General features: G+C 65.5%; 10 protein-coding genes. 5 read left to right on the forward strand and 5 right to left on the reverse strand.

The window, feature by feature from the left end; all coding sequences use genetic code 11:
* Positions 1–245 precede the first annotated feature (245 nt).
* The 5 genes from Pla133_RS15995 to istB all read left to right on the forward strand — a co-directional run bounded on the left by Pla133_RS15995 (position 246) and on the right by istB (position 7,119).
* Entirely contained in the window at positions 246–839 is a 594-nt protein-coding gene (locus Pla133_RS15995; protein WP_145067008.1) for an ECF-type sigma factor, read from the forward strand.
* Positions 836–3,736 (forward strand): bifunctional serine/threonine-protein kinase/formylglycine-generating enzyme family protein, encoded by a 2,901-nt coding sequence (locus tag Pla133_RS16000; RefSeq protein ID WP_145067010.1) that lies wholly within the window; start codon positions 836–838, stop codon positions 3,734–3,736. The genes Pla133_RS15995 and Pla133_RS16000 overlap by 4 nt, the downstream gene beginning before the upstream one ends.
* 171 nt (positions 3,737–3,907) lie before the next feature.
* The gene (locus Pla133_RS16005; RefSeq protein WP_145067012.1) at positions 3,908–4,402 is read left to right on the forward strand and encodes a transposase domain-containing protein; all 495 of its coding nucleotides are present in this window, start codon (positions 3,908–3,910) and stop codon (positions 4,400–4,402) included.
* Positions 4,403–4,720: 318 nt separating this feature from the next.
* Positions 4,721–6,349 (forward strand): IS21 family transposase, encoded by a 1,629-nt coding sequence (istA, locus tag Pla133_RS16010; protein WP_145061410.1) that lies wholly within the window; start codon positions 4,721–4,723, stop codon positions 6,347–6,349.
* On the forward strand, positions 6,346–7,119 hold the full coding sequence (istB, locus tag Pla133_RS16015) for an IS21-like element helper ATPase IstB (protein ID WP_145061753.1): 774 nt from the start codon (positions 6,346–6,348) through the stop codon (positions 7,117–7,119). Before istA ends, istB begins: the two co-directional genes overlap by 4 nt.
* Before the next feature lie 646 nt (positions 7,120–7,765).
* Here the strand turns inward: istB and Pla133_RS16020 are convergent.
* The 5 genes from Pla133_RS16020 to Pla133_RS16040 form a co-directional block, all read right to left on the reverse strand.
* On the reverse strand, positions 7,766–8,509 hold the full coding sequence (locus tag Pla133_RS16020) for a hypothetical protein (protein ID WP_145067014.1): 744 nt from the start codon (positions 8,507–8,509) through the stop codon (positions 7,766–7,768).
* Between the two features lie 187 nt (positions 8,510–8,696).
* Positions 8,697–9,662 carry a hypothetical protein gene (locus tag Pla133_RS16025; RefSeq protein WP_145067016.1) on the reverse strand — a complete coding sequence of 322 codons (966 nt, stop codon included), beginning with the start codon at positions 9,660–9,662 and terminating at the stop codon, positions 8,697–8,699.
* A 72-nt stretch (positions 9,663–9,734) separates the two neighbouring features.
* Positions 9,735–10,193 (reverse strand): hypothetical protein, encoded by a 459-nt coding sequence (locus Pla133_RS16030; protein WP_145067018.1) that lies wholly within the window; start codon positions 10,191–10,193, stop codon positions 9,735–9,737.
* A 148-nt stretch (positions 10,194–10,341) separates the two neighbouring features.
* On the reverse strand, positions 10,342–11,202 hold the full coding sequence (locus tag Pla133_RS26390; RefSeq protein ID WP_419191595.1) for a hypothetical protein: 861 nt from the start codon (positions 11,200–11,202) through the stop codon (positions 10,342–10,344).
* Between the two features lie 241 nt (positions 11,203–11,443).
* The gene (locus tag Pla133_RS16040; RefSeq protein WP_145067020.1) at positions 11,444–12,457 is read right to left on the reverse strand and encodes an integron integrase; all 1,014 of its coding nucleotides are present in this window, start codon (positions 12,455–12,457) and stop codon (positions 11,444–11,446) included.
* Positions 12,458–12,488 lie beyond the last annotated feature (31 nt).

A 12,488-nucleotide genomic window follows, 5' to 3' on the forward strand; every position in this document is an offset into this window, starting at 1 on the left:
GCACCACACGAGACGTCCACCGCGCGCAGGCCCTACCGGACAGGGCCGAGGGACAAGGTCGGGACGACGCCTAGGAGACGAGAGATGTCGTCACCCATGCCTGCTCGTGGGGTCCGGCCCGGCCAGGGCGTGGCCGGAACGAGATGCGGGAGCCTTGCCGCATCGCGCGCGGCGCCCCCCGGGACCCAATCCCCGAAGAAGAATGCCCTCCCGGAACCGAAGCGCGTCCGCGAGAATCCCCGCAGATGGTCGGTTCTCGTTTCCCAGGCGACGACCAACCGGTAGCCCGGATCCTCAACGCCGTCGAGGAGGGCGTGCCGGAAGCGTCGAGCCAGCTCCTTCCCTTGGTCTACGGGGAGCTCCGCAAGCTGGCCGCGGCGCGCATGGCCCGGCTCTCGCCAGGGCAGACCCTCCAGGCGACGGCGCTGGTGCACGAGGCCTACGTCCGCCTGGTGGGCAGGACCAACCCCGGTTGGCAAGGTCGGGCGCACTCCTTCTGCGCCGCCACGCGTGCCATGCGCGGCATCCTGGCCGACCACCTGCAGAAGAAGGGCAGCCCGAAGCGGGGCGGACATCTACGCCGATTGGACATGGAGACGATGGCAGAGCTGTCCGGGGACGGTCCGAATGGCGCTGCGCTCGCGGTCGAAGAGGCGCTGCAAGCTCTCGAACAGGTGCACCAGCGAAAGGCCGAGGTCGTGACGCTCATGTTCTTCGGTGGGCTGACCGCGAAGGAGATCGGTGAAGTCCTCTCCGTCTCGTCGCGCACGGTCGAGAGTGACTGGCGCTTCGCGAAGGCCTGGCTCAACCGTTGGCTCGCGGACCGGGAGGAGGAGTGACGCCGCGCCTTTCCCCCGCTGAACGCCAGCGGCTGGAGACGCTCTTCGAACGGCTGGCCGACCTCGCCCCCTCGGAACGCGCGGCGTTCATCGACCGGGAGTGCCCCGGCAACGACGCGCTACGGAGGGAGCTCGAGTGGCTGCTGGCGGGCCTCGAGTCCGAGGACCTCCTCGGCCGCGCGCAGGTGGCCCTGGCGTCGCGCATCGGGACCGAGGTCGGTCCCTACCGGCTGGTCGAGAAGCTCGGGGAAGGCGGGATGGGCGAGGTCTACGCCGCCGAGCAGAGCGACCCCGTCGTGCGCCGCGTGGCCCTGAAGGTCATCAAGCCCGGAATGGACAGCGCCCAGGTCATCGCCCGCTTCGAATCGGAGCGCCAGGCCCTGGCGCGCATGACGCACCCCAACATCGCCATGGTTCTCGATGCCGGCGCCACCACCGAGGGCCTGCCCTACTTCGTCATGGAGCTGGTGGAGGGACAGCCGATCAACGAGCACTGCGACCGCCAGAGGCTTTCGATGCGAGAGCGCCTGGAGCTCTTCCTCGCGATTTGCGACGGCGTCCAGCACGCGCACCAGAAGGGCATCATCCACCGCGACCTCAAGCCGTCGAACCTGCTGGTCACGCAACAGAATGGCCCCGCCGTCCCGAAGATCATCGACTTCGGCGTCGCACGCGCGACGACCGGCCGCCTGTCCGCACGCACGCTCTTCACCACCGTGGGCCAGGTCGTCGGCACACTCGACTACATGAGCCCCGAGCAGGCCGATCCGATGGGCCTCGACGTGGACACGCGCTCGGACATCTACTCCCTGGGGGTGGTGCTCTATCAGCTCGCCAGCGGCCTCCTGCCGTTCGATCACGCCTCGACGGCACGGCGGCTCTCCGAGGTGCAACGCACGATCCGTGAGGTGGATCCACCCACGCCGAGCACGCGCCTACGTCGCCAGACGGAAACGGCGTCGGCGGTCGCGCGGCTCCACGGAACCGACGAGCGCGCGCTGCTCCGCGAGCTCACCGGGGACCTCGACTGGATCTGCCTCAAGGCACTCGAGAAGGACCCCGCGCGGCGCTACGCGTCCGCCGACGAGTTCGCGGGCGACGTTCGCCGCCACCTCGCCCACGAGCCCGTGCTCGCCGCACGACCCGGCACGCTCTATCGCCTGCGCAAGTTCGTGCTCCGCAACCGCACGGCCGTCGTGGCCGCCACGGTCTTGGCTGGGGCGGCTCTGACGGCCGCCTATGGCATCGCCTCGGGCAAACTCGAGGCGGAGGCCAGCGCGCGCGTCGCGGAGGCGCTCCGGCCCCAGGCGGACGCACACGAGCTGGTGCTGCTCGAGCGGGAAGCCGATCGCCTGTGGCCCCCGCACCCGGATCTGATTCCGGCCCTGGACGCGTGGTTGGAGCGAGCGCGAGCGCTGGCGTCCCGACTCGCGAACTACCGACAGGAACGCGATCAGCTACGCAGTCGCGCGAAGGGCTGGACCGAGGCGGAACAGGCAGCGGACCGTGCCACGCATCCGCGCGCGGCCGAGCTGCGGGAGAAGCGGGCTGAACTCTCGATCTGGATCAAGGAACTCGGCAGCCCGCAGCGCAACGCGGACTGGCTGACCGACCGGCCGCGGGAGGCCCTGGCTCGCCTGGAGGAGCTCGACAGCCTCGAAGAGGAGCTGGGGAATCGGCGCACTTGGACCTTCGACTCGGATCTGGAGCGTTCCCGACTCAAGGTGCTGAGCGACCTGGTCGTCGCCCTCGAAGAGCTGACGGACGAGGAGACCGGCCTGCTCGGCGCGCAAGCCCTCTCCGTCACACACGGCTGGAGCGTACCGCATCGACTGGAGTTCGCACGTGAGCTCGAGGCGACCTTCGCCGAGGGCGGAGAAGCTCGAGCCGCCTGGGACGCGGCACTCCCGTCGATTCGCGCGACCTACCCGGGCGTCGAACTCGAACCGCAGGTTGGACTCCTGCCCCTGCGCGCGGATCCGGAATCGGGCCTGTGGGAATTCGCGCACCTCCAGACGGGAGAACCGCCCTTGCGTGGCGCAGACGGCGAGCTCGTCGTGGACGCGGCGACCGGGCTCGTCCTCGTGCTGCTTCCTGGCGGGAGGTTCGTGATGGGCGCACAGAGCAACGACCCGACGGGCCCGAACTTCGACAGCGACGCGCGCACGGAGGACGAAGGCCCCCCGCACCCGGTGCGGCTCTCCGCCTTCTTCCTCTCGAAGTACGAGATGACGCAGGCTCAGTGGGAGCGAACCATGGGGAAGAATCCCAGCTTCTACACCTGGTTCTCACCGACGCACCCGGTCGAGTCGGTTAGCTGGCTCGACTGTGACGACGCGCTGTTCCGGCTGGGCCTCTCGTTCCCCACGGAGGCTCAGTGGGAGTTCGGGGCACGGGGCGGCCGAGACAGCCCGTGGTGGACGGGGGCGGACGCCGAGACTCTGCGTGGGACGGCCAACCTGGGGGGTCCCGGCCTCGAAGATACGCACCAGTACCATGCGCCCGTGGGCGAGTACGCGACCAATCCGTTCGGCCTGAAAGGGGTTCACGGAAACGTCAGGGAATGGATCTTGGATGGCTGGAGCCACCGCATCCACGCCTATGAGGAGACCACCGATCTCTTGGTCCCCCCCGCCGGCCCGACCCGCATCACCCGTGGCGGCAGCTGGAAACACGGAGCCAGCGTCGCGCGCGCGTCGTCGCTGACCACTCATTCGGCCGCCTTCACCGACAGCGACCTTGGCCTGCGACCGGCCAAGGAGATCTCGGGCCCCGCCCAAGGCCCGGCGACGGGGAGCGACGAGCTCGCGACGAGCAACCTCCGCCGCGAACTGGAGGCGGTCCTCGGACGCGAGGGCGCGCCTACGCGCGAGCCCCCCCACTCCGGAGGTCGCTAGGATCGCGCGCGGGGATCGTCGAGATCGACGGGTCCTCCCACTTTGCGCCCAAGAACTCCGCTTCGGAGTGGCCGGGTCACGAAGGCCGCTTCCTGAGCCATCGACGTGGGATCTCCGTGGGGCGGCGGAGGCAGGCTCCCAGAGGTCGCAGCACGGCTCTACTCGCTCGCCATGAGCTGCAAGCTCGCCGAGGTCCCTCCGGACACCTACATCAAGGACGTGCTCGAGCAGATCTCGACCCTCCCGGTGGACCGAATCGCCGAGCTGACACCCTGGGGCTGGAAGACGCGACGGACTGCTGAGGCGGAGCCCGGCGCCGAAGATCGGCGGCTACTCGATGGCTGGGGCCTTGCCCAATCGACCCGGTCGAGCAGACCAGGCCCACAACTCCGACCGGACGAGACCTCTCGTGACCGATGCGGGCTAACGCCTTGCCGATCAGCGGCGGCCGAAGGCCGTCCGCTGCATCGGCTTGTTAGCCGACCAGCAGTCACTTTCTCGGACCCCACTTGTAGCGAAACGCGACGAGTTCGTCTTCTCGCACGTCACGCCAACTTGCCCAGATTGCCTCCGTTCCAGCACTCGCAACAGGCGGGCCGACGGAGGCCTTCTTATGATCGACACTTCCATCGGCTAGTACGCGAAAGGCGGGACGTTCTCCCGTGAGTTCTAGATCGTTCGTCGGCGACTCAATGATTATCGTTACCACGGGAATTGTCATTCCGTGATGGTTTGGGTAGCCCCACCAAGCCTCGCCTGGCCCGAGCGTCACGATGTCACGTATCGCCCGGCGCGTATCCCCTGCCGTGAATGGCAGATCAAAAACAACCTCGGACCCGAACACGAGGGACTTGACTTCCCCGGGCTCAATGCCCCTTGGGGATCACCCAAAACCGGCCAGTAGTGATCGGGTCAAAAGCGGCCAGTTGAAGGGGTGATCCCGGGACGTTGACGCGGCAGGAGGGCGTGTGCTCTTCGTGCCGGATGGGCAACGTCTTGAAGCACGAGAAGCAAGAGCAGATCCGAGCACTGGGCCGGCTGGGCTGGTCGATGAGGCGCATCGAGGATGCGACGGGGGTGCGTCGTGAGACGGTGAGCCGTCATCTGAAGGCGGCCGGGATCGAAGTCCGGGGGCGGCGTCAGCGGCGCCTGGAGGCCGATTCAAATGCGGCCGGTTGCCCGACCACCGACTCCGAGGCCGATTCAAATGCGGCCAGTTACCCGATCACCGACCCCGGGCCGGATCCAAGAGCGGCCAGTCAGGTGACCACCGACCTCGAGCGGGCGCCGGCTCCAGGCTGGAGTCCGATGGCGAGCCGGTGCGAGGCCTTCCGCGAGCAGATCGAAGCGGCTGTGGCGAGGGGCCGTAATGCGAAATCGATCTGGCAGGAGCTGGTGGACGAGCACGGCTTCGAGGCCGGCTACCAGAGCGTACGGCGCTTCGTGCACAAGCTACGGGGCAGCGTCGCTCGCGAAGCCCACCCCACGATCGTGACCGCGGCGGGCGAGGAAGCACAGGTGGACTACGGCACGGGCCCGATGGTGCGTCACCCCGAGACGGGCAAGTACCGCCGGACACGGCTCTTCGCGCTGACGCTCGGGTGCAGCCGCAAGGCGGTTTGGCTCTTGTGCTTCAAGTCGAGCTCGCAGACGTGGTGCGAGCTGCACGAAGACGCCTTCCGCCGTCTCGGCGGCACGACGAGGACGGTCGTGCTCGACAACCTGAAGGAAGGCGTGCTGAAGCCCGACGTGTACGACCCCGATCTGAACCCGCTATACCGCGACATGCTCGCGCACTACGGCGTCGTCGCGCTGCCTGCGCGCGTGCGGCATCCCGATCGCAAGGGCAAGGTCGAGCGCTCAGTCGGCTACGCCCAGGACACGGCGCTCAAGGGGATGCGCTTCGAGAGCTTGAAGGACGCTCAGGCTCATCTCGATCGCTGGACGGAACGCTGGGCCGACACGCGCATCCACGGTACGACCAAGCGTCAGGTCGCCGCGATGTTTGCCGAGGAGCAGCCGACGCTGCAAGCACTGCCAGTCGAGCCCTTTGGCTACTTCCAGTACGGCGCACGCACGGTCCACCTGGACGGCTGCGTCGAAGTCGATGCCGCTTACTACGGAGCGCCGCCCGGCTGGATCGGTCGCGAGGTCGCGGTGCAGTGGAGCGGTAACTGGGTGCGTCTGCTCGACCTCGGGACCGGCGAGCTCCTGCGCGAGCATCGCAAGAAGCCTCGAGGATGGCGCTCGGTCCATCCGTCGGATCGTCCGGCGAAGACGCCTGTCACGACGCTGCAACTGCTTGCCAGGTCTCGCGGCGCGGGTGCGTCCGTGGGCGCGCTGTGCGAGGAGATCCACAAGAGGCGCGAGCAGGGCGGCGTGCGCCAGATCCAGGGCGTGCTGTCCCTCGTAAAGAAGTACGGCGACGCACCGATCGAGAAGGCGTGCGCCGTCGCCCTCGAGGTCGGCGCTCCCAACTACCGCTTCGTCAAGAAGTGGATCGACCGCAAGCCACCGGCGCCGCTCTCGCTGCGGCAGGTGGATCCGCTGATCCGCGAACTCTCGCTGTACCGCGACCTGATCGACTCCAGAACCGAAACCGGAACCCAATGAACAGGATCGAGATCGACAAGGCCCTGAGGAAGCTGCGGCTCTCGGGCATGGCTAACACCCTGGAGACACGACTGCTCGAAGCCCAGACCGAGCGCATGCCTCCGATCGACTTCCTCTCCCAGCTCGTCTCGGACGAGCTCGAGCGGCGAGGGGATCGACTGATCGAGCGCCGCATCAAGTACGCCCGCTTCCGAGATGCGGATCGAAGGCTCGACGACTTCGACTTCGACTTCAACAAGAAGATGAATCGCCGGCTGGTCTTCGACCTCGCGACCGCTCGCTTCGTCTCGAAGGCTGAGGACGCTCTCTTCCTGGGCCCCCCCGGCACCGGCAAGAGCCATCTCGCCCAGGCGATCGGGCAGGCTGCGATCTTGCAAGGCTGGGCCGTCGCCTACCGCGAGGCCCACGTCCTGATCGAGGAGATGGCCGACGCGACGCTCGACGGCGCCCGCAGCGAGTACCTGGCCAAGATGGAGAAGGTCCCACTGCTCATCGTCGACGACCTGGGCATGCGCAAGCTGCCGCATACCGCGGCCGAGGATCTGCTCGAGCTCATCATCCGGCGCTACGAGCGGACCAGCACCATCCTGACCTCGAACCGGCCTGTCGACGACTGGGGCAAGCTCCTCGGAGACACCGCGGCTGTCACAGCACTGCTCGATCGGCTGCTGCACCACGCGCACGTCCTGAAGTGTGGACCCAAGAGCTGGCGCACTCAGAAGCGGGCCAGCGCAAGAACGGATCAACCCGTGCTTGCCTTGAACGACTGAAATCCGCTAAACCGACACCCGTCCCGGTCGCTCCAACTGGCCGCATTTGACCCGATCACAACTGGCCGGTTTTGACCCGATCCCCGAGGCAATGCCAAACCGGGCTATCGTCTCTCGATTTGTCGGACCGACGCTCTTCACGGCCTCCTCAACGGTGCCGCGCCATGGCCGCACTTCCCGTGCGTCAGACTTCGTGTAGCGCTTCGTCATTGCGTCGGAGGTAGCCGAAAGGCCCTGGACTCCACGTATGGTGTAAAGGGTTCGGACATCGAGATGTCGCTCCTCTTGACCATCGAAGATGCCATCAGATTGGCGCAGCGAGATGGTGACCGACAGGAGTTCGAACGGCCTTTCTATCTCAACCCGACCTGACCCAAAGCCGAGCGTTTGGCCGATCCCCTCCCAACCCACAACCTTGACGCAAACGTAAGCCGCAGCCAACGCGATCGCGCACACTGTCACGACTTTCGGATGCCGAGCAAAGAAACGCCAAAGGAGTGCAGGCCAGGACTCGGGGTCTTGGCCCGGGCCAGGTTTTGGTTTTTTAGCAGCCTTCGCCATCGGTATTGACTCGTTCGGCTAACGCCTTGCCGATCAGCGGCGGCCGAAGGCCGTCCGCTGCATCGGCTTGTTAGCCGACCAGCAGTCACTTTCTCGGACCCCACTTGTAGCGAAACGCGACGAGTTCGTCTTCTCGCACGTCACGCCAACTTGCCCAGATTGCCTCCGTTCCAGCACTCGCAACAGGCGGGCCGACGGAGGCCTTCTTATGATCGACACTTCCATCGGCTAGTACGCGAAAGGCGGGACGTTCTCCCGTGAGTTCTAGATCGTTCGTCGGCGACTCAATGATTATCGTTACCACGGGAATTGTCATTCCGTGATGGTTTGGGTAGCCCCACCAAGCCTCGCCTGGCCCGAGCGTCACGATGTCACGTATCGCCCGGCGCGTATCCCCTGCCGTGAATGGCAGATCAAAAACAACCTCGGACCCGAACACGAGGGACTTGACTTCCCCGGGCTCAATGCCAAACCGGGCTATCGTCTCTCGATTTGTCGGACCGACGCTCTTCACGGCCTCCTCAACGGTGCCGCGCCATGGCCGCACTTCCCGTGCGTCAGACTTCGTGTAGCGCTTCGTCATTGCGTCGGAGGTAGCCGAAAGGCCCTGGACTCCACGTATGGTGTAAAGGGTTCGGACATCGAGATGTCGCTCCTCTTGACCATCGAAGATGCCATCAGATTGGCGCAGCGAGATGGTGACCGACAGGAGTTCGAACGGCCTTTCTATCTCAACCCGACCTGACCCAAAGCCGAGCGTTTGGCCGATCCCCTCCCAACCCACAACCTTGACGCAAACGTAAGCCGCAGCCAACGCGATCGCGCACACTGTCACGACTTTCGGATGCCGAGCAAAGAAACGCCAAAGGAGTGCAGGCCAGGACTCGGGGTCTTGGCCCGGGCCAGGTTTTGGTTTTTTAGCAGCCTTCGCCATCGGTATTGACTCGTTCGGCTAACGTTTTGGCGATCACCTGCGGCGCGAAGCGCCGTCAGGTGCATCGCCTTGTTAGGCGCCATCACTCACCTTGGTAGGCCTCGGGTAGTAACGATATCTCGAGCATGACGACGAATCGAACGTTCCATACGTGTACGTTGAAGTCTCCACGGGGCCCTTCAAGCCCGCCAACACGATGCTGATCGGCGATCGATGCTAGCTGTTCGAACTGTCGGTTCCACTCGCCGATGCGACACCCCACAAACTGATTCACCAATAGGTCCGTTAGCGATGTCGAGTGGCGTACTGCGGATGGGCGGCAGATCTCCGATGTCTTCCCACCGGCCACCAAGCCCTTGACTGTGAGCGCCTGGATGCACGGCAGCGTCATGTGAGGGAGGGGATGATCGTAGAACAGGTAGTATGAACTCGCGATCTGGAGCAGCTCGTCCAGCTGCTTCTGGTCGATCGGAAAATCGCCGAGGGGAGTGTCTTCGCCAAAGGCGAAACCCAAGCCGGGCCAGAAGAGCCAGGGGAATCGGGATCTCCGCAGGCGGGGCGGCCGAAACGGCCCCGGGAGAAAGTGGGCCATCCCCTCGAGTTCCTCAGCTGACACTCCGAAACGGCGTTCTACTTCGCGGTTCAGGCGCCGAACGGTCCGGACGGAGAGAGGGCCGAGTCTCTTGGCCTGTACGAGAATTCCCCTCTCGCTCACGAATTCGTGGTCCCATCGCACCCGGAAGATGAATGCGAAGTCAGCTCCCAGGGCATCACCCTTCGGATCCCGCATGTCGCAGATCGAGAAGTCGAACTTGGAGACCGCAGGTTGATTGGGTCGGGACGCGGACAGATCTCGCAGGGACCCGTTCACCGTGTCAAGACGAGATTGAAGCGTCTCGATCAAGATCGTCGTGAGTATGTCTTCGGAGCGGTCAATCTCGCCTCTCCGATCGAGTCTATCGGCGAGGAGTTTCTCGGTCCCCTCGATGGCCTCCGAAAAGAGAGGCAGGAAACTCGTTCCACCGAGCCAGTGCTTGTCTTGGGTCATACGGTTTCCTCTGTGCGCCTAACGCCTTGCCGATCAGCGGCCGGCCGAAGGCCGGTCCGCTGCATCGGCATGTTAGCCGGTGTCTCCCGGTTCTTGCCGCCGCTTCACGTCGGCGACAAGTCGATCGATCTCCACGTCATCCTCACCGAGGTAGAGATGCCTCGCCTTACCTGGGAGCGGCTCACCAGCCTCGGCCGGTCTCGCCACCTCCCAAACAGGCTCTTCTGCCGAGAGAACCTCGACGACGTCGTCTTCAGTCGCGATCACGAAGTGGCGGATTCCTGGCACTACTTCATGCAGATACACCGTGCCCCAAGAGGCGAGAGGAGGCGACTCCTCGACTGTGAACGTGAACCCGAGGCGCTGACCGGAGCTGTCGATCCAGCTCCACAGATCGGTTCGGTACGCTTCGTCGATGTTGCGGTAGGCGGGGTACTGCTTGAACCGAACGCGCCAGCGCGGCCTATCAGAACCGCGACCTGACTCGAGCAACAGCACGAGCTCCCGATCGACATCAGCGAGGGAGACCATCAGCAGTCGATCCTCATCGACGACCGGGGTCTCCCACCGACAGATGCTCCAACCATCGTACATGCTTACGTCCGGCTAACGGCTCAGTCATCAGCGGCGGCGCGCAGCGCCGTCCGCTGCATGCCGTTGTTAGCCAGCCAAGGTCGCTTCATGGCTGGCCCTCAATGCGGTCGAGGAGGCGATCGGTCCAGTCGCAGTCCTCGAGCTGCTGACGAAGCGCACCGACATAGTGCGCGGCCTTCCGCCGTGCATCCGTGTTACCGGCATCGACGGCCGCCTGCACGGCGGCAATCACTCGGTGCAGCAACGCACGCACGTTGGCATTCGCTGCGCGCTCTCGAGCTGCGTCGAATCTGTGCCCCATGTAGTCTCCAATAATGAAGGAATGGGATAGCGACTTGAAGGGAAACAAGGCCGTCAACTCGCCATCACAGTGGACCATCCGAGAGAACATCTCCCGAACACATTGGTCCCCGCAGGCGTCCACATAAGATGAGACTCTACTGTCGACCTCTACGAACGGAGTGCCGCTCCTGTCAGCCACCGTCCGGAAGATGGACACCTTCTTCTCTCGGGTGACTGCCTCGTGAAAACCGGACCCGATGAAGTGGGAGTCTGTGTGATAGATCGAGCCTCTCGTGACGTATCCGCGGCACATGAGCCCCTCATTCAAGAGACGGAGCACTACGCCGTGGCAATGGGCTAACAGGTTAGCAATGCCGGCGGGAGATACCTCACATGACACCACGACGCAGTCGGATTCTTGGGTGATGCGGAAGTCGAGGTTTGTCGCAAGCCGTGGCGCTTCGGGGCAGACGGTTGGACCATGTTCGTCAAACTGCTTGCGCTGATCGGAGGAGCCCAGGAGCGCGCACAGCCGGATCAGCTCTGGAAGCGGGCGGCCGCTTCCGGCCTCGGATTCGGCGACAAGAGCCTTGAATCCAAGAATATCGACGAAGGCAATAAACTTGTCGTCGAATTGTTGGCCTCGGGTCGATCGCTGTGCCATCACACTGTTCACGCGACGTGGCGGGGAGGTGCTGCCTGGCTAACGCGAATTCGACAGACCTGCGTAGCAAAGCCAGGTGCCGTTGGACAGGTCCGTGTAGCGCGCCGCGGACCTGCCGAATGGCGCGTCCTCGAGCCTCACGACCGATTCTCGAGCGTGCTCCGGGGTGGTCGCTCTCTCCATGGACTGGTCGGTATAGCACTGCGCCCCATTGCGGGCAAGCCGCCGGCCGGGCCGCCGCTCAGGGTCCGTCGAGCCGGTCCAGGGGGCTGCGCACGCCGAGCGGGCCGCGGTTCAGGACGTGCGTGTAGATCATCGTCGTCGACACGTCCTTGTGGCCCAGGAGCTCTTGGATCGTGCGGATGTCCTGGCCGTCCTCGAGTAAGTGCGTTGCGAAGGAGTGCCGTAGGGTGTGACAGGTCGCTCTCTTGCGGATGCCGGCGCGGAGGACGGCCTCCCGCACCGCACGCTGGATGACGGTCTCGTGCAGGTGGTGGCGGCGGATCTCGCCGGTCTCGCGATGGCGGTAGGTCCGGGTCGCCGGGAAGACCCACTGCCAGGGCACGGAGCGCGCGGCAGCGGCGTACTTCTTCGCCAACGCCTGAGGGAGTTCGACCCAGCCCGCGCCGCGCTCGAGATCCCGAGCGTGCTGGGCCACGGCAGCCTCGATCGCGACGGCGAGGTCCGGACGGGTGGACTCGGGGCACAGCGCGCGCCGGTCGCGGTCGCCCTTGCCCGAGCGAATCGTCAGCATGCGCGCATCCAGATCGACGTCCTTGATGCGGAGCTGGAGCGCCTCGAGGAGCCGCAGGCCGGCGCCGTAGAGCAGGGTGGCGACGAGGCGTGGCGGTCCGTCCATGTGGCCGAGCAGGGCGCGGACCTCGGCCCGGGTGAGGACGACCGGCACGCGCTGCGGTCGCTTGGCGCGCACGATCTCGTCGAGCCAGGGGAGCTCTTGCTCGAGCACGGCGCCGTAGAGGAACAGGATCGCGGCGAGGGCCTGGTTCTGGGTCGAAGCGCTGACGCGCCCACGCGTCGCGAGATCGGAGAGGAAGCCTGTGACCTCCGTGCGGCCGAGCTCGAGCGGGTGACGCCAGTCGTGGGCCGCCAAGTAGCGACGGACCCAGCCCCGATAGGCCTTCTCCGTTCGCGGGCTCTGGTGCCGCAGCCGCGAGGCTTGATGGAACGCGCGGCCGAGCGCAGCCCCCCAGACCGACGCTGGCTGCCCGGGCGTCTTCCAATCCTGGGTTTCCATCTGCGACTCGCACCTGGGGACGTTCCGCACC

This window comes from Engelhardtia mirabilis (assembly GCF_007748095.1).
Lineage (GTDB): Bacteria > Planctomycetota > UBA1135 > UBA1135.

Excerpts from the sequence above, each read along its gene's own strand:
- Pla133_RS16025 (WP_145067016.1), bottom strand. The coding sequence starts at position 9,662 with ATGACCCAAGACAAGCACTGGCTCGGTGGAACGAGTTTCCTGCCTCTC.
- Pla133_RS16040 (WP_145067020.1), bottom strand. The coding sequence starts at position 12,457 with ATGGAAACCCAGGATTGGAAGACGCCCGGGCAGCCAGCGTCGGTCTGG.
- Pla133_RS16005 (WP_145067012.1), top strand. The coding sequence starts at position 3,908 with ATGAGCTGCAAGCTCGCCGAGGTCCCTCCGGACACCTACATCAAGGAC.
- Pla133_RS26390 (WP_419191595.1), bottom strand. The coding sequence starts at position 11,202 with ATGGCACAGCGATCGACCCGAGGCCAACAATTCGACGACAAGTTTATT.
- istB (WP_145061753.1), top strand. The coding sequence starts at position 6,346 with ATGAACAGGATCGAGATCGACAAGGCCCTGAGGAAGCTGCGGCTCTCG.
- Pla133_RS16030 (WP_145067018.1), bottom strand. The coding sequence starts at position 10,193 with ATGGTCTCCCTCGCTGATGTCGATCGGGAGCTCGTGCTGTTGCTCGAG.
- istA (WP_145061410.1), top strand. The coding sequence starts at position 4,721 with ATGGGCAACGTCTTGAAGCACGAGAAGCAAGAGCAGATCCGAGCACTG.
- Pla133_RS15995 (WP_145067008.1), top strand. The coding sequence starts at position 246 with ATGGTCGGTTCTCGTTTCCCAGGCGACGACCAACCGGTAGCCCGGATC.